Here is a 21,834-nt window from a genome sequence, read left to right on the forward strand (position 1 = left end):
GAGATAAAATAATGAAAGGTGATATCGGTGTAATTGGCCTAGCAGTAATGGGTCAGAACCTTATCCTAAACATGAACGACCACGGCTTCAAAGTTGTGGCTCACAACCGTACTGCTGCTAAAGTAGACGAGTTCCTAGAAGGCCCGGCTAAGGGTACTAACATTGTTGGTGCTTACTCTCTAGAAGAGCTAGTTGAGAAGCTAGAAGCGCCACGTAAAGTGATGCTTATGGTTCGTGCTGGTGACGTCGTAGACACGTTCATCGACAAGCTTGTACCACTTCTAGACAAAGGCGACATCATCATTGATGGTGGTAACACTAACTTCCCAGACACTAACCGTCGTGTTGCTGCTCTTCGCGAGAAAGGCATCCACTTCATCGGTACAGGTGTTTCTGGTGGTGAAGAAGGCGCTCGTTTCGGTCCTTCTATCATGCCAGGCGGTTCTCCTGAAGCTTGGGAAGCGGTTAAGCCTATCTTCCAAGGTATCTCAGCGAAAACTGACGCAGGTGAGCCTTGTTGTGATTGGGTTGGTAACGACGGTGCTGGTCACTTCGTTAAGATGGTTCACAATGGCATCGAATACGGTGACATGCAGCTTATCACTGAAGCATACCAGTTCATGAAAGATGGCCTAGGTATGAACCACGACGAAATGCAGGCTGTATTTGCTGACTGGAACAAAACTGAGCTAGACAGCTACCTAGTAGAAATCACTGCTGATATCCTTGGTTACAAAGATGAAGACGGTGAAGCGCTAGTTGAGAAAATCCTAGATACTGCTGGCCAAAAAGGTACGGGCAAATGGACAGGTATCAACGCACTAGACATGGGTATCCCACTGACTCTAATCACTGAGTCTGTATTCTCTCGTTGCCTGTCTGCACTTAAAGATCAACGTGTTGAAGCTGAGAAACTGTTCGGCAAGACTGTTGCTCCAGTTGAAGGCGACAAGCAAGAGTGGGTTGATGCAATCCGTCAGGCTCTACTTGCTTCTAAGATCATCTCTTACGCTCAAGGTTTCATGCTAATGCGTGAAGCGTCGAACGAAAACGGTTGGGATCTAAACTACGGTAACGTTGCACTTATGTGGCGTGGCGGTTGTATCATCCGTTCTGCATTCCTAGGCAACATTCGTGATGCTTACGAAGCGAACCCAGAGATCGCATTCCTAGGTTCAGATGCATACTTCAAAGGCATCCTAGACAACTGCATGGGCGCTTGGCGTAAAGTTGCAGCTAAGTCTATGGAATCTGGCATCCCAATGCCATGTATGACTTCTGCACTAACGTTCCTAGACGGCTACACAACAGCTCGTCTTCCAGCGAACCTTCTACAAGCTCAGCGTGACTACTTCGGTGCTCACACTTACGAGCGTACTGACCGTCCACGTGGTGAATTCTTCCACACAAACTGGACTGGTACAGGCGGCGACACTGCTTCTACAACTTACGACGTATAATCGTTAGTTAGAATCAGTTAAGAACACGTTCGTTCTTTCAGCTGTAAACTAGAAAACAAAAGGATGCCAATAGGCATCCTTTTTTGTTGGTTCGCGTTTTCTTTGGTCTACACAAGCAAGACGTTTAGGCTCAAGCCGTCATTATATGAGGTTGTGTGTCGTCGTTGTATTGCTCCCTAATTGCCATAAATCCGTCTAGGTTCTGTTTAAGGGCCTCAACACATTCTGGGTCGAACATTGAACCGTTGTGCGCTTCAATGTATTCCATCACTTCATCGAGTGTCCACGCGTGCTTATAGGCTCTTTTGCTCATTAGCGCATCAAACACATCGGCTAATGTCACGATGCGGGCTTCGAGTGGTATTGCTGTGTTATTCAAAGCATCGGGTAACCCTGTGCCATCAAACCGTTCATGATGATGACGCACGATATTTTTAATGAACTGTATTTCGTCAGCACACATAGAGCTATGGCAAGATAGGGCAACGACATCATTGATCATCTCTTCCCCGTATAAGGTGTGATTGTTCATGATGGCTCTTTCTTCTTCATTAAAGCGCGCACTACTGAACAACACTTTATCTGGAATTCGATATTTACCTATATCGTGAAAGGGCGCATACAACCGAATTCGATGAATGAATTGGTGTGTAATTTCTCTTTTGGTTTGTGACAGAGTACGAGCAATTTGTTCACTGTATTTACCCATGCGAATCAGGTGCTCTTTGGTTTCTGGATCTCGAGCATGACCCATATTTAAAGCGATCGCTAAAGAGGATTGAAAGTGACGCTGCCGCTCAAACCATTGAACGAAAAGGCTAGAGATGACTTGAGTGAGATAGGCAATATCACACTGAATAGTTTGGTTAGCAAAAAATCCCGTTGATGAAGCATTGATAAACACAAACCCAAGATTACTTTCTTGATGATGAATAGGTGTTGTGTAACTGCTTTGATGACCGAGGTCGAGCAGGTGAGATATTTGTTTGGTTGGGCTAATAGTGGTGAGGTCGTGGACGATTCGAGTGTCTAAAGATTCTGCCATACGAGACAAAGCCGATTCTGGCTTAAGTTCTTGCTCAACGTAGCGATGTTCTGCTTCTTGGCACAGAGTGTCCGACACAAAGTAATTCGATGCTCTATTTTCATTGCACAGCACGACCGAAAGCCTAGACAGTATGGGGTAATGTTCGCGAGCTAGCCGAAAGAGATCATCAACGATGGCGATAATATCTTTATCTTGGGCGGCTACTCTGCTGATTTGGGAGTAGTCAAACATGGTCAAAGCCAACCTTTATATATAGTTATATCATTGTTTAATATCGTTATTTGTAGGTTTCTATACCACTTCTAACATAGCACCGTGCTGTAAATTCGCAACACTGCGTTCTAATAAATTTAAATTTCATTGGTTTAAATAGGGATATTTCATGCTTCTATCATGGTTTTTGTTAACTTACGCGAGTTTGCTGGATCTCTGAGAAGAACCTTCGTTGGGAGAGGGGTGGCTGTATTACACGCAACATCAGGATGGTAAGTGACCATTTTAAAATTAAATTGAAAGATAAATAGGATCACGAGCATGCTTTATGCCATCATAAAGGCATAGATAAGGGCAATGGATATAATGCCCAAGTGATTGAGCTAGAAGCGGTCAGTGATGACGGTGTTCTAGAGTAAATTCAAGGCCTTTAGTTGCCTTGGAAAAGGTAATGTTATGACTGAAGAAGAAAGAATCGAACTGCAACAGAATAACCCTCTGCATGGCTTGAAGCTAGACACTATGATCACTGAGTTAGTGGATCATTACGGTTGGGAAATTTTGGATGCAGCAATGCGCATGAACTGCTTTAACACTAAGCCGACAGTAGCAAGTGCCGTTAAATACTTGAAGAAAACAGAGTGGGCTCGTGAGAAAGTAGAGAACTTCTACCTTTACCGTTTCAAGCGCATGCCTAAAGCTTCTGATATCGAATACCAGATGCCTCCGCGTTCACGTACATTCCGTCACGGGTTAGAGCCTCGTGAGCCAATGGAATTAACGGTTGAATCGATTCTAGCATCACAAGCTAAAGCGGCATCTGCATTTAAAGAGCGTCGTGGCGGCAACGGTCGTAACTTTCGTCGTTAATAGAAAGGCGTCGAAATAGCCTAATCAGCTAAAACGATAAGTATAAAATACAAAAGGAGCCTAAGCGCTCCTTTTTTAATGCGTGTCGCTTTAGTCGTTTGCCTTAAGCTTCGCGATTCTTTCTTTGATTCTTCCAAAGGTCAACGACATAGACAATGGCGCTGATCAGTAGGAATAGCGCTGACACAGAAAACAGAGCGGGCATTTTTAGAATCCACGCGAATGTGGCAGCAAGAAAAGCGACAAAGCAAATGAGTCGACTTGATGACATGACATGACCGAGTTTAATGTTCATAACGCCTCCTAATGAAGTCTCACTTTCGACAGGAGAATTATCCCACCTTTGGCAAAATAAAGGCTAAAAAACAGTCTAAATTGTTATCAAATTTGCTAATTAAAGGGCTCGTCTCACATATTTTGGCTTGGCTATTTTATAGTTCATAAAATAACCAGCGGGGTGTTTGAGGTTTCTTTGTCAGTTCTTCAATGCTTAACGATTTACGCTGTGTTTGGCTAACGAAAGCCGCGATCACAGCACGAAGTCGTTCGAATAAAAGCTAGTTGGCCTAGACTCTATTTCGCATAAAACCTAGCTGGCATATAACCTACTTAATTAAAATCTAGTTGGTATAGAACCTACTTAGCATAAAAAAAGTAAGCGGTGATCAAAAAGCTAGCAATGATCACTGTGGTACGAACATATTGTTGAGGAATGCGGCGCGAGACTTTTGCCGAATAGTAACCACCGACCAATGTCCCAAACAAAACGGCCATGCCTGACGGCCAATCAATCGAACCATTCACAACAAAGAACACGATTGCCGCGAGTGATGCGCATGCCGATACCAACAATTTGATGCCATTCATCACGTTGATATTGGTATACCCTGCCAGTGCTAAGTAACTCAATGTCACAATGCCTAAGCCTGCATTAAAATAACCACCATAAACACACACGATCAAAAGTAATACAGCTGAAAAGAACGCGCCTGCGCTGGTGGCGTGCTTATGTTTAGCGGTTGCTTTCTTTAGCCATTTATTGAGTGTGCCACCAAAGGTAAAAAGCAGAGCGGCGAACAGCAACAACCAAGGGACGGATTGAGTAAATAGAGCTTCTGGCGTGTGTAGTAGTAAAAATGCACCAATGCCGCCGCCAATTACACATAGCCCAACAACGAGTTTGAGTTGTTTGGTGCCAGATTGAATTTCATGACGCAGTGCATAAGCACCACTGATGTAGCCTGCACATGATGCAAAGGTATTGGTCGCGTTGGCTGCGATAGGAGGCACGCCAGCAAACAATAGAGCAGGGAAGGTGATGAAGCTGCCTCCACCAGCAATGGAGTTCAGTACACCGCCAATCACGCCTGATAAGAACAGAATCAACCAATCCATAGTTTTAGAATCCAATGCGTTAAATGATGAATCACCTTACTTGATTTTGTTATTAATATCAGGGATATGTGTTTTTCAAGAGTCGGATTGTGAGTTTGCTACCATCTTAGAGCTGTGGTTTTTTGAAATGACTGATACGAAAAAAGGAGCCTGAGGCTCCTTTAATTTAGTTTAAGTAAGTGATGTTCTAAGCCTAAACTTCAACTGGTTTTGCTCTAAAGCTCTTGAACAGCTTAACGAGAATCGGACTAGAGAGAACCAATACCGCCAAGATAGTGAATGTCATGGTGATAGGGCGTTCCCAAAGGAAGCTGAGTTCACCATCACTGATCATCAGTGCGCGTCTCAAGTTCTCTTCCATCAAACCACCTAATATGAAGCCAAGCAGTAACGGTGCGAGTGGGAAGTTGGCCAGCCTTAACGCTATCGCCGCCATTGCCACAATGAGCATTACAAACACATCCATCGTGTTGAAAGACACCAAGTACACGCCAGTGATTGAGAAGAAGATAATCATTGGCAGGAGTACCGTTCTTGGTACAGCAAGCAGTTTAGAGATATATGGGATCAACGGTAGGTTTAAGATAACCAGTACAATGTTACCGAAGTACATAGAGATAATTACCGACCAAAACACATCTGGATGCTCAACGAACAGGCGAGGACCCGGTTGGATGCCGTAAGCAATCAATGCACCTAACATGATTGCTGTAGTACCAGACCCCGGAATACCAAGAGTCAGTAGTGGAACGAATGAACCACTTGATGCCGCGTTGTTTGCTGATTCAGGTGCAACAAGACCACGAATACTGCCTTTACCAAATTCTTTCTGTTTGTCTTTTGGCGCGAGGCTACGCTCCATGCCGTAACTTAAGAAAGCGGCAATCGTTGCACCAGCACCAGGTAGAACACCAGTAAAGAAACCAAGTATCGAAGAACGAATCGAAACGGGCGCGACTTCTTTGAACTCTTCTTTGGTCACTTTCATGCTGCCAATATCGGCCATCTTTTGGCTTTCTTCGCCGCTGGTGTCTTTCTCAGGTTTCAAAATACCCATTAAAGTTTCACCTAAAGCGAATGTTGCCATTGCAAGAAGTAGGAAACTAAAGCCGTCCATAAGATCCGTTAGACCAAATGTGAAACGTTCTACACCGACGCCTTTGTCGATACCCACTGTTGATAACATCAAACCTAAGATAGTCATCATCCAAGCCTTGATTACCTGACCTGGGCCTGCAAACGCCGCTACTGCTGATAAACCTAATAACATCAGTGCAAAGTAGTCAGAAGACTGGAAGCTTAATGACACGCTTGCTAGAGCTGGTGCTGCGATCAACAGCATAATTGCAGAAAGTGTACCGCCAGTAAAAGAAGAGTAAGCTGCAAGGGCAAGGGCTTTACCAGCTTGACCTTTTTGCGCCATTGGGTAGCCGTCGAATGCTGTTACTACCGTAGAAGAACAACCCGGAGCATTGATTAAGATTGATGATGTTGAGCCACCAAATACCGCACCATAATACACACCCGCCATCAAGATAAGACCTGAAGAAGGGTCAAGGCCGTAAGTAATAGGGATCATTAGCGCGATTGCTGAAATTGGACCGAGTCCTGGCAGCATCCCGATGAAGGTACCCACGAAACAGCCCATAATTACCATCATGATGTTCATTGGCATCACAGCGGTAGAAAGTCCTTGTAAAATTCCATCTAACATAATGTTATCCCTACCAAAGAGTGAAGATTAAACCAGGCTCTAGGTAGATATCTAAGCCTTGAGTTAAAAGAAGAAAGAACGCGATAACGAAAGGAAACGACGCCCCAAATAAAACCGCTTTACGGCGTTCACCCAGCAGGTAGAAACCTGCAAGTAAGAAGAAGCTGGTCGCTAAAACGAAGCCAAGATAAGTCAGTCCAACACCGTACAAAGCCATTAACACTAAAAAGCCAATGAGGAGCTTCCAGTTCAAAGGTGTGGTGTCACATTTGATTTTCTGATCGGGTTGCCCTGTCACGAGTAGGATCAACGATAGCCCGATGCCAATAAAGGTTAGCAGGGTAGGCAATGTTCTTGCGGTAAACGGTTCATACTCGTCACAGGGGAATAAAGGAATCAGTGTGGTTTGGTAGCCATAGCACAAGCACGCCAACATAAAGATCATTGCGCCGAGGCGATCTTTAGAAAGCAGGGATTCCTTACTCAGAAATTTGGTTGGTAAGTCCGACATATCCAACTCCATTTGGGGTGGTATAGAAAAGTAAAAAAACCGTACATGAGCGAGTCAATGAAATGTCTGGGATCACTAACCAAAGGTAAGCGGATTACGGTGCTTAGGTTTAGTAAGCCACTTGCGTTTTCAACGAATCGGCAAGCGCTAGTAATACGTCTACGGATAAACAAAGGAGTTTGAAGTTAACTCATATACGGCGAAACAAGGAAAGAGTGAGAGGGTACGGATACCCTCTGCCATTGTTGGTTATTTCAAGAAACCAAGCTCACGCATTAGGTCGCCCATTTGTTTTTCTTGGTCTTCTAGGAAGGCGTAAAAATCTTTGTCTGCTTTGTAGTTGTCAATCCAACCGTTACGGTCACGAACGACTTGCCATTCATCGGTCTTGTACATTTTGCCAAGCGCTTCATTCCACTCGTCAATTTTCGCTTGGCTAGTGCCTGGTGCAGCGAAGAAACCACGCCAGTTGGCAAACACAGTTTCATTGCCGTATTCCGTTAGTGTTGGAATGTTTGGGGCAGCATCAAGACGTTTAGGTGCCGTTACTGCCAATACTTTTACTTGGCCAGATTTCGACATCTCTAATACTTCACCAAGGCCTGTTGAAAGCAGTTGGGTTTCACCTGAAAGCAGTGCAGCCATCGCTTTACCGCCAGCATCGTAGGCAATGTAACGCACTTTCTTAGCGTCAAAACCTTCGCCTTTGAACGCTGCTGCCACAACAAGGTGATCCATGCTGCCACGAGCAGATCCGCCAGCAATTTTCACTTTACGTGGGTTGCTTTCGAATTCTTTTACTACGTCTTCCCAAGTGTTGTACTTAGAATCTGCAGACGCGACGATTGCACCGTAATCGGCAATGGTTGCTGCAACGGGTGTTAAGTCGCGGAAAGACTGTGGGAAGATACCGGTTAATGAGCGCACAACGATAGGCGTTGAGTTCACCATTAGCGTGTCTTCTTGACGTTGAGCCGTCTCGATTAGGTGAGCAATTGCTTTACCGCCGCCGCCACCAGACAAGTTTTGGAAAGAGACATTTTCTACGATGTCGGATTTCACTAATACATCACCCGTACCACGAGCTGTCATATCCCAACCGCCACCAGCACCGCCAGGGATTAGGAAGTGGATTTTCTCTACATCAGCAGCAAAAGTGTTAAAAGAAAAGGTTGCTGCGATGATAGAAGCCGCAAGAGTAGGTTTCAGTGCCTTGAACATGGTTCACGTTCCTTATGTAGGGGATCTCTTCAATGGAGAGAAACTTATGTTTTATATCCAGCTGCTAAACACACGAGTAGTGTATTGCTTAGCAGATGAGGTTAAAGTTAACGGTGTGTTAACGAATTGTCTTTAATGCGGCGATATTGAGGATAAAGAACATTGGGTGAATAAAGTTCATAAAGTTCACGGCGAGGTGATGGTGGCGCTACTATCAGAGACCGATGAAAAAAGAGAGCCACTTGGGCTCTCTTTAATTGTTTGTAAACTAGAACAAATCTCGTCTTTTCATTTTCACGATGAGCTCGCGAGTGTTGAGTTTTTTAGCCGTTCAGTGGCGGTATCGAAGTCGAATTCCTCTAGTGCGCTTTCTAACTTTTTGAACTCAGAAGGAGATAAACCCACCACTGCACCATCTTCAATGTTAAGAATGATGTTGAGTGCTTCTGTATCATCGTTGGCAACGGCTTCCAGCAATTGACGGTACAATTTGGCGTTTGGCTGATTAGGCGAGGAATCCGAGTGTGCCTTTTGTTCTTCAGAATCTTTATGGGTTGGATCTGACTCAGAGAGCGAGTTTGCGATCTGTTGGCTCAACGTGATCGTGGTTTTGATGACCTTCTCTTTTAGTTCGTCATCGGTAAGTTCGGACTCCAGTTTTTCACACAAGCTATGTAGATCGCTCGCACCTAGGTTACCAGCAACACCTTTAAGGGTGTGCAAGTAACGCTGCTGAGTACTGCTTGATAGCTCAGTAGTTAAGATATCTTCGTCAGAGTAGGCTTCAACAAATCGTTTCAATAACTTCATGTAGAGTTTGTGATTGTTACTTGCCCGCATCAATCCCATTTTGGTATCAAGACCCACAATGACAGGTAACGCCTCGGGTTCTTTTTCTGCGTTGTTTTCTTCTTGCAGAGTATTGGTGGAGTCTTGCAACGAAACATTGAATTGCACGGGGTTAGACGGTGAAACCCAGTTTGCTAAGGTTGCGAACATAGAGCCGACATCAATTGGTTTCGCGATAATGTCACTCATCCCACAGTTGAGCGCTTTCTCTTTATCTCGCTCCATTACGTTTGCTGTCATCGCAATGATTGGGGTTTGAGTGTCTTTTATCTCATTACGGATATGCTCTGTTGCTTCGTATCCGTCCATGATTGGCATCTGACAGTCCATCAAGATGCCATCGAAAGGGGTATCATCAGCAATGGCTTGTTGATAAAGCTCTATCGCACGCTGGCCATTCTCGGCAATGGTGACTGTAATCTGCTGGCCTTCTAATAGCTCTGTCGCGAGCTCTTGGTTTATCTCGTTGTCTTCAACCAACAAGATGTTAGCACCAGCAAGTTGTTGAACATTCGCAAGCTGACTCTGTTGCTCTAATTCGCTACGAGAGACGCGATCTGAATCAAGTCCATACAGCGAAACGATGGAGTCATAGAGGTGAGAGGAGGTGATAGGCTTGTCTAAAATACTCGGGACCTCGAATCCTCTTTTGGTAATGGCCTCGGCTAACTCTTCTCGGCCATAGGCGGTGAGCATCATTATTTTCGGATCTTTACTCAGTGATAAGCCGTGATTGAGTGCTTCCAATAGGTCAACACCGTCGCGTTTAGGCATTTTCCAATCCGAGATAATCAGATCAAAGGGCTTATTGTTAGCATCTGCGGTGTGCAATTCCACTAACGCTTCATCAACAGAGGCGCTTAGCGTTGGAGTGAGTTTAAGAGATTCTAAAATATCGCCAACGATCAAGCGTGCACTGGAGTTGTCATCAACAACTAGCACTTTCAAATGATTAATCGAAGCAGGGACCACCACTCGGTTTTGGGTAATCGAGTGACTAACGCGAGTTGCGATCGTAAATGAGAAGGTTGAACCTTTACCGAGTTCCGTTGAAACGTGAATGTCTCCACCCATCAATTGGCTGAGCTCCTTACTGATCGCCAAGCCTAGGCCTGTTCCGCCGTATTTCCGTGTGGTTGAGCTGTCTGCTTGAGTGAACTTATTGAACAGTTTAGCGGCTTGCTCTTGTGTCATACCGATTCCGCTATCAGAGACAGCAAAATTCAGTTTTATGTCGTCACCATCTCTTGCTTCAACAGATATAGAAATTTTCACTTCGCCTTTCTCTGTGAACTTAACGGCATTGTTGCTGAGATTAATCAAGATCTGACCAAGCCTTAGCGGATCACCAATAAGATTGGTTGGTACATCTCTATCGACTTGGATAAGTAGCTCTAAGCCGCGCTCAGAAGCTCGTAGGCCAACCAAGTTAGTAATGTTGTCTAGTACGTTCTCGAGATGGAAATCGACGTTTTCGATGTCTAATTTACCTGCTTCGATTTTAGAGAAGTCGAGAATGTCGTTGATCAAACCGAGTAGGGTGTCCGAAGAGAGCTTCACTTTGTGGATGTAGTTACGTTGTGCCTTAGTTAAGTCGGTCTTCAGCGCCAAGTAGCTCATACCGATGATGGCGTTCATTGGGGTTCTGATTTCATGGCTCATGTTGGCTAAGAAATCCGATTTGGCATGATTGGCAGCATCAGCTTCGTCACGTGCGGTAGCTAGGCTGCGCGCGACAGTTTCTAACGCTGAATGGGCTTTGTTGGCAAGCAAACCCATCAACAAGATGATGATGAAGAAAATCATACCACCAACGGCCAAATGGAAAGTCATACTGGACGAGTCTTTAACATTGACACTTTCAGCCAAGTGACGCTGGGAAACGAAATCTCGCAGTTCTAAGAAACTCTTATCCATCGCCTCCAGTAATTGGTGGCCTCGTCGTTGCGAACTTACTAACTCTGTGAATTGCGCCTCGTAGACGCTGATATGGTCATCGAAGGCGGTAGTTTTCACCTCTGGTGCGTACAAGATAATAAGTTGTTGTGCATTGCCCGACTTGGATTGCATCTCATTGATGACACGTGACACCTTGCTGGCGATGAGCTCCTGTTCCTTTGAATTTGCGAGTAGGAAATCTCGGTTGAATCTATTTGAACGACTTAATAATGTGCGAATTGCCAATAAATCTTGCCCTACAAGCAATTGAGAAGACAGCTCGGTTTGATACGTTGAAACGAGATGATTCAATTCTGCGACTTGACTCTGTTTGGTCTGATAGAGCAAACCAACCGAACGCGAAAACTCAGAGCCACTCAGGGTAACTTGGTTGATAAGTGAAGCTCTTAATTTTGCAGAAGTAATAGGTACGCCTTGGAGCTGAACTAAATTGGTGTAATAGCGATTTTTTGCCTTATCAACGATGTCTAAAAATTTCTGCCCTTTGTCATCTAATATTTGATCTTGTAACTTCCAAATTAACTGAGATGCTTTTTGCATCTCCAATTTGACTAACGAATAGGTCTTTAGGTTGCCATCTAGCAAATACTCTTTCTCAAGGTTTTGTATGTTGACGGCGAGTGTGGCGAGTTGACTGGTTTTTAAGGCGACGTTAGTCAGTTTTTCACTGGTTAATCGTAGCCCTCTGATGTTTTGACTGTTTTGGTTAATCGCGTGATTGTGCAAGCCTCTCATTTCCAACAACAGCTCTGTCGCTGCATTGGAACGTTCATTCATAAGCGCCCGGGTCGATTGGTTCAATTCAATAATTTCGGCATATTGCTTAAATTGAATCAAATATTCCGAGAGTAAATTGATTGGAAGTGGCGCTGAATATTGGTCGGCATAGTCATTGGCTAAACGAACGGTTTGCTCTGCTTCTTGATTAAAGTTAGCGATGAGTTGTTTGTTGTAATCGTTACTGAAAGACAGCTCATAAACACGCAGTTTATCGAGGGAGGTCAATAAGCGAGTACTGGAAGCGTATTCTTCGACTCCGATAAAGCGATTATTGAGATTAATCCAAGCCCCAACAGCCACAGAAAACACAACGATCGCCGCGACGAGAAAAGAGACTAAGATTATTTTCGAGTCTGTAGCAAATCTGGAAACAGTATTCATAAAGTACCTGTATTTAAAAAGTACCAGCGAACTTAGTGGTCTGGTTCATCAGTAAAAGAGCCTTTGATGGTTAGCATCTCATCGAGCTTGCTAATGAAGATCGGAACTAAGTTAGGATCAAAGTGAAGGCCAGCTTGTTCTTGTATTAACTCAATCGCTTTTTCAATTGGCCAAGCTTCTTTGTAAGGGCGTTCGCTCGTTAGGGCATCGAATACGTCTGCAATTGCAACAATACGAGCACTTAAAGGAATGTCTTCGCCAGACAGTTTATGAGGGTAGCCACTGCCATCCCATTTCTCGTGGTGGTAAAGGGCGATCTCTTGAGCGAGTTTCAGCAATTTGGAGTCGTTGTCTCCAATGATATCCCCGCCAATGGTGACGTGTGTTTGCATGATTGCCCATTCATCTGCATCAAGCTTTCCGGGTTTGCCTAATATGCAGTCGGGGATGCCAATTTTTCCAATGTCATGCATCGGTGCTGCTTGGAACAGTAACTCAACCCATTCTTCACCCACGTCTAACTGCTGAGCAAGGATCTTTGAGTAGTAACTCATTCTAACAACGTGCATTCCGGTTTCATTGTCTTTGTATTCAGCTGCTCGGCCAAGCTTACGAATGATCTCAAGTCGGCTCATCTCGAGCGCTTCTGTTCTTTGTCGGACTTTACGTGACAGTGCAAGGTTTTGGTCATACAAAGAAATATGTGTCGCGACACGAGCTTTCACGATCGGCGGGCTAACGGGTTTGGTTATGTAGTCCACCGCCCCTAATTCAAACCCTTTTTGTTCATCGATCACGTCTGTTTTCGCCGTAACAAAGACGACGGGAATATCATAGGTGACAGGGTCGCTTTTTAGCCTTTGGCAGACTTCGTAACCGTCCATTTCAGGCATCATGATGTCGAGAAGAATGAGGTGAGGTTTTGGCGAGGAAGAGGCTATCTTTAACGCTTTTTCGCCTGATGTAGCGGCTTTGATTTTAAAATCGTCGTTGAGGATCCCAGATAGAGTGTGGATGTTGTCTGGGATATCATCAACAACCAAAATAATGGGTTTATCTGTCGTAATTTGATTCATTTTTCGTCCCTAAAAAATTTAATCAGATTGCTATGTTCTATGCTAGTAAAGCGTAGTGGAATTTGGTGGAAATGCATGATTTCAGGAGGGTTAATTATTGGTTTTGGAATCCAAAAGGAAATAATGGTACACCTTTCTATGAATAGATATTTTATATGTTAACCTTTATTTAACAAAGAATAACTACATGGATTGTGTAGTAGTGCGATCAAGGTTGAATAGTTCAGGGTTTAGTTTGCTAAGACCGAATGATTCAGAGGGACTTAGTCGTTCAAGTAACTTTTCAAATCTAACGTGGACTTGTTACAGGGAGAACGTACGATGCCGAATACAGGGCTGACCATCATTCAGAAAGACATGCTATCGCTATTTGCGAATGCAGATTTGGTGGGTGTGACTAAAGTAGATAAGGTTAAGATTGCGGTTGCCGCCGCAACAGAAGTAGACAGCTTAACAGGTACCATTACCGAGGCTGTGACAGGGAGTGGAACAAGCCTTGCTGGTATGATTGAAAACATCACCGAGCAGATAAAAGAAAAATTCCTCGATTACGCAAAGAGCATTACCAGTATCGCGATGGATGATATTAAAGCTCAGATATTGAGTATGATTCCAAGCTTGGTAAAGCGAATCTTTGCTGATTTAGCGCCAGCAATCGATGATATTAAAGAAGCGGCGACGAGAATTTACTCGGCGTTGGGTAAAGCCGTTAACAACCATAAAACCCGTCACCTGAGCTCAATGACAACGACGCGTGTTGGTGCTGATGTGATTGATAAAATTCGTGGTGAGATCCGCGCGGTTGCGATCGAAGATTCAATGATTGCACTGGCTCATGGTGGTGTCATTGCGATTAACTTAGCCAGTTCAGGAATTGGCGCTACGGTAACCAGTATTGTTAAAGCGGTCCTTTCTATCTTCAACTTTTTCCGCGGTTTATACGACAAATGGGTAATGGAACGTAAATTTCGCAAGTTTAAGCAAGAGTGCGTGATGCTTAATCAAAAGCGTGACGTTATCGGCGAGAACTTCTTTCGTGACTGGTTCAAAATGAAGATGGAAGAGATCCCAGTTATCGCTTCCTACATGGTTTGTATGCCTTGCTATAGTTCACCATATAATTTCCTTTCAATTACCGATATAACGCCACCACCGCCTAATATGAGGACTCGCTTAACTCGAAGAATTAAGCGTAAGTTTGGCCGTAAGGTGAATACCGATCCTTCAGTGATCAAGTTATCTTTCCAGAAGTCGACCTTGAGTGCTTATGCCATATTGCAAGAAGAGGCCAAGGCGTTTATTGCCAACAGTGAAATTGCGCTTGAGAGTAATAAACCGGGTGTGAAACAAGCGTTAAATGCGGCGCGTGGTGAACCGAACTTTATCCCGGGAACGGATGAAAAAGCATTTTCTAAGGCGGTAAGAAAGCAGCAGGTTAAGAACTTCTTTAATGGCACAACTATCAAAGATAGCGTGAAAGAAAGCCTTGCGCCGAAAGCACTCGCAGCGACTGTTGCTGGTGGATTGGAATCGCTTCTAATACCTGAATAACAAAGCTATTTGAATAACCAAATGAACAGAATAAAAGAGCGACCTAAATCACTCAGCTCATTGTCTTCATAACATAGGCTAAGTGGCTTGGCTTGATGCGAACAAAAAAGCGGATGATTGATCATCCGCTTTTTCTTTACCTGCGGATAGATATAGATATGACTGGTTTATCTATGCTGTTTCAGGAGAACTTGATAGCGGCTGGGTAGGGCTGCATCATCTAAAACTTCCTCTAACGTAACCGCAAGAGCGAACCAATCGTCAAGCTTACTTGTGACCAAGTGCTGTTTAGAGTACCGAGGCGTGTAACTGTCAAAGCGAAGTTGTTCGCGGTCAGTACCAATGGTAGTAACAGAGCCAAAGTCGATGAGTTGAGCTTGTCCTTGTGGGCTGAATACGATATTGGATGGCTTAATATCACCATGGACGAAACCTAACTTGTGGACTTGGTTAATTGTAGATTCTAAAGCGCTAATCCAGTGAGAGGGTAAGTATTCCGCCAAATCTGAATCTGCTTGTATTTCTAGCAGTGTTTTACCATTCATGTAAGAAAGAACTAAACAGTCACTCTTGTGGTTAGAAAAGTAATCGCAATAGTTCGGCCAGATATCTTTTTTACTAGAGTCGGTATTGAAATTGGTATTTGAATAGATAAATTCCGCCTCTTGCTTTAAGAAGTGACGGTGTTTTAACTCTTGAGCAAATTTTATCGTAACCAGCCCCCAACTAGGGTGTTGGGCTTTGATAACCCGCTTGCTTAATCTAGTTAGATTAGTGTATCCATGAGCTTTGAACACTGGCAGAAGCTTTTCATCGTTCAAGTCCGTTGTTGAGAATATATCATCCTCAGAAGTTTGAGCTCGCCTGGATGGACAAGACGAGCTGTTTGAAAGTGCGTCATCAGATACCACTTGGTAGTGAGAATCCAGAGAAGAAACCGGGAACAAATGGGTTTGATTGACCTTGAGTTTTGATGGTCAGTTTTACTTTGCTGTCACCGTATACAAACTCAACCTGAGTGTCTTGTGCTGAGGTAAAATTCACGTTTGGTTCGAACAAGCGGAACCAACTCCACGTGCCTTTTACGGTGTTCTGGCCAATTGTAGAATCCTGAGCATTAAGTTGAATGCCTAACTTCTCGATAAACTTCGCGTCACCTTGCCATGATTGTTGGCTCCATAGTGTTGGGCCATGACGATAGGTAAAGATAGGCTTATCTGAAATGATCGAAAATTCCGTGATGTTTGGCGTCATATCGACGGCTTTCAGTTGGAAATTGATCAGAATGTTCGATGGATCCGCTAAGAATAGGGCGTTCTTTATATCAGCAGCCTTATCAATCATTGTCCAAACTTCAGGTGTAATGGATAACCCTGTACCTGGCAACAGTCCTGGTAAGTAGGGGGATTCGTCACTGTTTTTAATAAATCCGTTTAGACGAGTTTGAGAGAATTTATCGACGATGCCATTAGTCACGAAGAAGGCTTTAACATCCGCGACACTCACGTCTGATTTAGATTTTCGGTTGAACGGATAAAACGAAGCCAATCGCTGTTGGTAAGGTTGATACACTTCTTTCGACCACGCTGTATTCAGGTAGTCGTGAGCCAGTGACATCACGGTCTCATTGCTCTGATGTACCACCTTATTAATCAGCTCTTCAGCGACCACTAAATGATTGTTGGATAGGCTTGATAGCGACGCAATCGGATTACCAGCTTGCAACGTCACAGACAGTGTTTCAAAGGCGACCTTTTGTGGCTCTTTGGTCTCGTAAAACTTGTCTCCCCACTTTTTAGCGTTAATAAATGCGGTCAGTAGGTTGTCGATGGGCTTCTTACCTTGGTCATTGGCAGAAACCTGTTTTTTGTATGCTTGGAAACTAAGAGATATCTGACGAGCGGATTCTTTTTTATCAGGATCTTGAATCGGCATGCTTGCAGGATCTTGCTCCTTGTCATCCTTGGCTGGTATCTCTAGTTCTACATAGGTGTACTTAGCGATCGTCGAGTACAAACTGAATAGTGGATTATTACTGGCTTCCGACAGGCTTGTTAACGTATTTTTTAATTGCGTAGGGTCGGCCACTTCTTTGACTTCGACATTACGAACCAAATCACGCCAATAGTTGATGTAATCATTTTGGTAGGTTTGCTTCAACTCTCGGCTGATTCGATGAAGTTCGAGTGCGCTAGGGTAAGCGCCGGCAACGCCTTCATAAGACTGCAAAGCCGATTTAAGAGTCGGGGAGTTGACCGATAAATCGAGCTCGTTAAAACCCGTCGGTGTGTAGATATAAGGAACTAAGTAGCCGGCGTAACTTGGCGAGAATTGAAGTACTGAGCCAAAGTTATCACCTAATTCACCACGAATATCGACGCGCTTTGCGTAGGTCGTAGAACTTTGGATATGTTCGTACAACAGGGTTTCAATGCCCGTCTGGGTGATGACTTTCTTGGCTAGGCTCTCTAAATCATGGTTCGATTTAATTGGCGTCAGGTTACGCGCAAAGATGTCATTCAACAATACTTCTAGCTGAGCAATGTTGACGCTATCTGCCTCTCCTTGGTCTTGTAGCGTACGAACGTAGTAGTTTTTAAGCTCTTGAACATTGGTTCTGTCTTTGCTGAAAAGTAAACGGTAGTTATTAAGCAGAGACAGCGTTTGAGATTGATCTTCAAGGTTTACGTACACAAACAGGTCTTTCTCGATCGTATTTTCCATCGAAGGGATAAGCACCTGTTGTAGCTCTGTGAAATAGGCCTCTTCCACTTCTTCCTTGATGCTAGGGTTCGGCATAAACGGCAAGCTATACCAAGGCTCGGGCTGCTTGTAGAGGTTATAGATTCGCTGCAGTGAGAACAGGTTCGGAATATTGTCAGCCATGTTCTCGATGTCATAAGGTGATGCAGATATCGCTTCTTTGTAGCGTTCCAACATTACATCCGCTCTGGTCTCACGTTGATTTTGGAAATCAAAGTCGAACTTAATCACCAATAACACGGCTGCGAGTAAACCAATCCAAGAGAGTGTGAATAGAACTTGGTTAACCAACAAGGTGTTCTCTTTGCGTTTGTTTACGCCGACTAGTTCGTGTTCCGATAGGATCACGTGTGTCATGAGGTATTGGGCAAACAAAGTCTGATTAACAGGGATTTGCTCGTTCTGTTGGTAGTGTTCATGTCCTACAGAATAAGAGACCGCACTCGCTAGTAAGTCGGATTGCGAAGCGCTTTGGCCGTCATGAGTGAAATAGAAGCCTCTGAACTGCAGTGCGTCACTGAGTTGCTCACCTCGGTATAATCGATTGAGGAATAGCCAAAGATTTTGTTTCAATAGTCCAAACTGGAAAGGAGCACTGGCAATAGAGTTTCGATAATCTTGATTCAATTGACCTGCTAATGCATTGCTCATGTTCGCGATCAATTCACTGATTAAATGGTCGTATTCATCATTGAACCAGTTCGCATCGATGCCACCGTGTGCAGAGTAAGGCGCAGTAGCACCGAATACTTCATCTCTTTTCGACTCGTCAAAAGCAGAGAAGAACTGACAAAAGTCGCTGATGCTGCCCATATTCGAGATGACGTTATAAATCGGTAGGCTGACACCAAAAGCTTGATTGAACGTCTTGATTGTCGATTTAAGCTCGTCAGCTTGCTGTGTTATCTGTTCGTTGTTTTCCAGTAGTGACGAGACGTCCGTGGTGAGCAACAAGCCATTAGCGGCTTGTCTCGGGCGCCATGCAGTTAGAGATTGACTGAGTGTTTTTAGATATTCAGGATGTTGGTCTTCTCCCATACTCACCGACACCAAAATAGAATGCTCACTGACCCAAAACAGAACAGGGAATTCAATGTCATTACCGAAATCGTCAAGCTTATAGGCTTCGTAACCCATTTGAGTGATGATGCTTTTGTCTTTGTCTTTGTTTGGGTTTTGACTCAATAGTAAATAGATCGGTTGATCGTAGCGACTGGTTAAGCGAGTTTTACGCTTCTGCCCGCTGATCATTCGTTTAAAATGATTTGCTAATTGCTTTTGTCTTTTTTGAATCAGTTCTTTGTCTAAAGACTCTTCTTGTGATTTTGCGCTGCGTTTGATGAGCACCCAATAGCAAATAAAGCCGATAAGTGTAGAGACGATGGCGATAGTCGTCAGCGCCCACACCAAATAAGCATTGAGCGGTGTTAACAGAATGACGCTAGAGGCGACGGTAAAAAAGGCGACAGAGGCTAGGGCAGAAATGCCTACTGTTTTCTTAACGTTGCCTGACTTGTTTGATTTGGCATCCGGCATAATCAGTTAGACTCTTCCTTGTTTAAGTCATGCGCAGAAGTGCGAACAATAATGGCGTTTATTTGGTCGCTTTCTACGTACCAAGCTTTGGTTGTTCTCGCTTCTTCTGAGGTGTTGGCTCTCAATATCACTCGATAGTATTTCTTGTAAGGTGAGATGATTGGCTCATAAGCTGATGGAGATAGATTGTTGATGAAAGCTTGGGCATTTTTCTTACTTGAGAACGTCGCGAGTTGTACCAACCAATTGGCTGAGCTTGGCGTGAAGTTAGTTGTTTTTGAGGCTTCTACTGCCTCAGCTTTGCTCGCGTGACGAGGAGGGTTTTCCAAGTCGTTATCTTGGCTGATGAAGACAATGTCTTTGATTTCTCCAGATAGAACGTAGCGTTGGCTAAAGTTTGGTAAAAAGGTGAAATCACGCGACCGCTGTGCGTGAGTTTTGTTGTACCAGAACTCTGTTAAACCAATGCTGGTTGCTATCAAACAAAAGAAAAACAAGCTAGTAATGAAGTAACGTTTACGTCTTGTTGGTTTTCTTACGTCAGGTAGCTTTACCTTCGTGCGGCAGTGAACGCCACTGGCGGTACGATATTGACTGATGGTTTGTTCTAATTGATGAACGAACGCTTTTAACTGTTCAGCGCCGCCTTCACGATATTGGCCTTTGAACCCAATATTGATGAAGAGGTAGATGATCTCCAGCAGATCGATCAGTTTGTGTGGTTGTCTTGCGGATTTTTCAGCAACAGAGAAGAACAGCTCACCGCCATTACGCATGCCAAACAGTTCGCTAAGTAGGGTTTTATTTTCCCAGCCGCGTTCCTCTCCCCACTCGGTGTAGATGATGAATTCATCGATGACTACAGCGTACAAAAAGCACAGTTTATCGATAACGGCAATAGGGTAGGTAAGCTCGGTTGCTTGAGCCTTTATGTCGTTAATTCCCTGAATAAACTGCTCACGGAAAACGGTTAAATCCTCGGGTTCAGACAGCGTTGAGATTTTGAGTGTTTTGGTCAGCAAATCACTACTGATGTTGATCAGTTGATTCTCTGCCTTATCAAAGTGACGCAGAAACTCTTCTTGGGTGCTGGTGGAGTGCACCGCAACCAATTTAGAGAAAGCGTGGTCAGACTCTGTATTCGCAGAGTCCTTTGATGCTTTATCTATGACCAGTGTTTCTTCGTCTAAATAATCCATGGCCATTATCTCAACGCGTAAAGAACGACTTCGAGAGCGGGTATGCGAGCATCGACGTGCAGCGCAATCGCATCACGCGTATCGAGCATATCTAACCAATTTCGGTCTTTGGTGTCGACTTCAAAATAAGCGACACCTTGCATCGGTTTGAGCTCACTCGGTGCGATCGGAAGTGGCGTTAACGAAATGCCAGACAGCGAACTTCTCACTAACTCAACAATCTTGTTGTTACTGCTCAACTTGGCCGAAATAGGGAACAGCTCATTCAGCTCTGTGCTGCTGATATCGGACTTAACACTGAGAACGAAACGACGGTTATAAACGCTGCTAGGGTCTTTGATTAATGTGCGAAGTAGGCGGCGTTTCTCAAACAGTGAAATATCCCATTTGAACTCAATAACCGAGTCTTGTTGCACCAGGGTGAGTAAGTTTCTTAGGCTCGAAAAGAGTGGGTTAAAGTTGTCATAAAGCTTGTCATATTTTAAAGGCTGACATTCATCTGGAATCGCGGGTGTTAACGCCATCACTTGAGCTTCAAACTGTTTCAACTTTGAATACAGTTCGTGTGTCGGGTATTTAGTGTTACTGATGGTCAATTCAAACCACGGTAGCCAAGTGTTGAGCGTTTGAAGCCATAGGAAATCTTGCATCATCGACTGAGGACTCTTTTGACCTTGGCCAGCCTCGATGCGTTTAAGAAGATTTTGAGCTCGGTTACTGACCAGCGCATGAATTTCTTTGACTCGTTCGCTAAGTAGCGTTGAAGCGCCGTAATGTAAGCAGGCAGGGATAAAGGCTCTATCGAGCATCACTTCATCAGAGTCACTAATTTCTAAGATCTTAGCGACGGGAATTAGGGTAAAACCAGACGTGTCTTCTCCAGCGAATTTTAGGCCGATATTAAGCTGCGCGACATCAACTTCAACACTGGCATTTTCAGAGGTAGACGTGTCGAATACATTGATTGAACGGGTGATGTAACGGCTTTGTTCCTGACCATCTTCGCTGTAATCATTGTTGCCTTGTAAGGAGATTGGCAGAGCAAGGTAAACAATGGTTTCAATGGTGCCTTGAGGAATGTCGACTACGATCTCTTGCTTGAGATTGAATTGGGTTCCATCGGGGAACACACCAGAACAACTTGGAATAGACAGCTTACCGATCTTCAATAGATCGTGGTTAAGCACTAACTCGGTGATGCCGAAGAAAGGGGCAAAACCAGCCAGTGTTTCGATATTCTGACGAATGTAGTTTTGCACGTAGCGGTCTTGCTGCTGAAAGTGCTGAGGGGCTTTGTTGCGTAATTCA

Annotated in this window: 15 protein-coding genes; 3 read left to right on the forward strand and 12 right to left on the reverse strand. The window is 44.2% G+C overall.

Features of this window, described 5'->3' with window-relative positions:
- Window positions 1-11: 11 nt before the first annotated feature.
- Entirely contained in the window at window positions 12-1,460 is a 1,449-nt protein-coding gene (gene gnd, locus BCT49_RS10270) for a decarboxylating NADP(+)-dependent phosphogluconate dehydrogenase (RefSeq protein WP_004733587.1), read from the forward strand.
- A 130-nt stretch (window positions 1,461-1,590) separates the two neighbouring features.
- On the opposite strand, the gene BCT49_RS10275 is transcribed toward gnd, so the two are convergent.
- Window positions 1,591-2,751, reverse strand: a complete 1,161-nt coding sequence (locus BCT49_RS10275; protein WP_102435131.1) for an HD-GYP domain-containing protein — start codon at window positions 2,749-2,751, stop codon at window positions 1,591-1,593.
- 426 nt (window positions 2,752-3,177) lie between these two features.
- Between BCT49_RS10275 and BCT49_RS10280 the strand changes: the two genes are divergently transcribed.
- Complete coding sequence (locus BCT49_RS10280) at window positions 3,178-3,591, forward strand: VF530 family DNA-binding protein (protein WP_004733589.1); 414 nt, start codon at window positions 3,178-3,180, stop codon at window positions 3,589-3,591.
- A gap of 103 nt (window positions 3,592-3,694) precedes the next feature.
- On the opposite strand, the gene BCT49_RS10285 is transcribed toward BCT49_RS10280, so the two are convergent.
- The 7 genes from BCT49_RS10285 to BCT49_RS10315 all read right to left on the reverse strand — a co-directional run bounded on the left by BCT49_RS10285 (window position 3,695) and on the right by BCT49_RS10315 (window position 13,477).
- Window positions 3,695-3,886 (reverse strand): hypothetical protein, encoded by a 192-nt coding sequence (locus BCT49_RS10285; RefSeq protein WP_004733590.1) that lies wholly within the window; start codon window positions 3,884-3,886, stop codon window positions 3,695-3,697.
- 341 nt (window positions 3,887-4,227) lie between these two features.
- Complete coding sequence (locus BCT49_RS10290) at window positions 4,228-4,986, reverse strand: sulfite exporter TauE/SafE family protein (protein ID WP_102435132.1); 759 nt, start codon at window positions 4,984-4,986, stop codon at window positions 4,228-4,230.
- Between the two features lie 193 nt (window positions 4,987-5,179).
- Entirely contained in the window at window positions 5,180-6,700 is a 1,521-nt protein-coding gene (locus tag BCT49_RS10295; protein ID WP_102435133.1) for a tripartite tricarboxylate transporter permease, read from the reverse strand.
- Window positions 6,701-6,710: 10 nt separating this feature from the next.
- Entirely contained in the window at window positions 6,711-7,211 is a 501-nt protein-coding gene (locus BCT49_RS10300) for a tripartite tricarboxylate transporter TctB family protein (RefSeq protein ID WP_102435134.1), read from the reverse strand.
- 249 nt (window positions 7,212-7,460) lie between these two features.
- The gene (locus BCT49_RS10305) at window positions 7,461-8,432 is read right to left on the reverse strand and encodes a tripartite tricarboxylate transporter substrate binding protein (protein ID WP_102435135.1); all 972 of its coding nucleotides are present in this window, start codon (window positions 8,430-8,432) and stop codon (window positions 7,461-7,463) included.
- A 294-nt stretch (window positions 8,433-8,726) separates the two neighbouring features.
- A complete protein-coding gene (locus tag BCT49_RS10310) occupies window positions 8,727-12,401 on the reverse strand; it encodes a response regulator (RefSeq protein WP_102435136.1) in 3,675 nt (1,224 codons plus the stop codon).
- A 32-nt stretch (window positions 12,402-12,433) separates the two neighbouring features.
- Window positions 12,434-13,477, reverse strand: a complete 1,044-nt coding sequence (locus BCT49_RS10315) for a response regulator (protein ID WP_102435137.1) — start codon at window positions 13,475-13,477, stop codon at window positions 12,434-12,436.
- A 321-nt stretch (window positions 13,478-13,798) separates the two neighbouring features.
- Here BCT49_RS10315 and BCT49_RS10320 point away from each other — a divergent pair, with 321 nt between their 5' ends.
- Entirely contained in the window at window positions 13,799-15,028 is a 1,230-nt protein-coding gene (locus BCT49_RS10320) for a hypothetical protein (protein ID WP_102435138.1), read from the forward strand.
- 167 nt (window positions 15,029-15,195) lie between these two features.
- Here BCT49_RS10320 and BCT49_RS10325 read toward each other — a convergent pair whose 3' ends face one another.
- From BCT49_RS10325 to tssK, 4 genes are all read right to left on the reverse strand, one after another.
- On the reverse strand, window positions 15,196-15,849 hold the full coding sequence (locus BCT49_RS10325) for a protein kinase domain-containing protein (protein ID WP_241908052.1): 654 nt from the start codon (window positions 15,847-15,849) through the stop codon (window positions 15,196-15,198).
- A gap of 79 nt (window positions 15,850-15,928) precedes the next feature.
- Window positions 15,929-19,327 (reverse strand): type VI secretion system membrane subunit TssM, encoded by a 3,399-nt coding sequence (tssM, locus tag BCT49_RS10330; protein ID WP_102435140.1) that lies wholly within the window; start codon window positions 19,325-19,327, stop codon window positions 15,929-15,931.
- Window positions 19,328-19,329: 2 nt separating this feature from the next.
- On the reverse strand, window positions 19,330-20,526 hold the full coding sequence (gene icmH, locus BCT49_RS10335) for a type IVB secretion system protein IcmH/DotU (RefSeq protein ID WP_102435142.1): 1,197 nt from the start codon (window positions 20,524-20,526) through the stop codon (window positions 19,330-19,332).
- Between the two features lie 5 nt (window positions 20,527-20,531).
- Window positions 20,532-21,834 (reverse strand): type VI secretion system baseplate subunit TssK (tssK, locus tag BCT49_RS10340; protein ID WP_102435141.1); only part of this gene is annotated, 1,303 nt, incomplete at its 5' end.

This window comes from Vibrio lentus (genome assembly GCF_002875945.1).
Taxonomy (GTDB): Bacteria; Pseudomonadota; Gammaproteobacteria; order Enterobacterales; family Vibrionaceae; genus Vibrio; species Vibrio apostichopi.

Bases quoted from the DNA above. Each gene is read 5' to 3' on its own strand.
- gnd (WP_004733587.1), top strand. From the start codon at position 12: ATGAAAGGTGATATCGGTGTAATTGGCCTAGCAGTAATGGGTCAGAAC.
- BCT49_RS10280 (WP_004733589.1), top strand. From the start codon at position 3,178: ATGACTGAAGAAGAAAGAATCGAACTGCAACAGAATAACCCTCTGCAT.
- BCT49_RS10285 (WP_004733590.1), bottom strand. From the start codon at position 3,886: ATGAACATTAAACTCGGTCATGTCATGTCATCAAGTCGACTCATTTGC.
- BCT49_RS10290 (WP_102435132.1), bottom strand. From the start codon at position 4,986: ATGGATTGGTTGATTCTGTTCTTATCAGGCGTGATTGGCGGTGTACTG.
- BCT49_RS10295 (WP_102435133.1), bottom strand. From the start codon at position 6,700: ATGTTAGATGGAATTTTACAAGGACTTTCTACCGCTGTGATGCCAATG.
- BCT49_RS10300 (WP_102435134.1), bottom strand. From the start codon at position 7,211: ATGTCGGACTTACCAACCAAATTTCTGAGTAAGGAATCCCTGCTTTCT.
- BCT49_RS10305 (WP_102435135.1), bottom strand. From the start codon at position 8,432: ATGTTCAAGGCACTGAAACCTACTCTTGCGGCTTCTATCATCGCAGCA.
- BCT49_RS10310 (WP_102435136.1), bottom strand. From the start codon at position 12,401: ATGAATACTGTTTCCAGATTTGCTACAGACTCGAAAATAATCTTAGTC.
- BCT49_RS10315 (WP_102435137.1), bottom strand. From the start codon at position 13,477: ATGAATCAAATTACGACAGATAAACCCATTATTTTGGTTGTTGATGAT.
- BCT49_RS10320 (WP_102435138.1), top strand. From the start codon at position 13,799: ATGCCGAATACAGGGCTGACCATCATTCAGAAAGACATGCTATCGCTA.
- tssM (WP_102435140.1), bottom strand. From the start codon at position 19,327: ATGCCGGATGCCAAATCAAACAAGTCAGGCAACGTTAAGAAAACAGTA.
- icmH (WP_102435142.1), bottom strand. From the start codon at position 20,526: ATGGATTATTTAGACGAAGAAACACTGGTCATAGATAAAGCATCAAAG.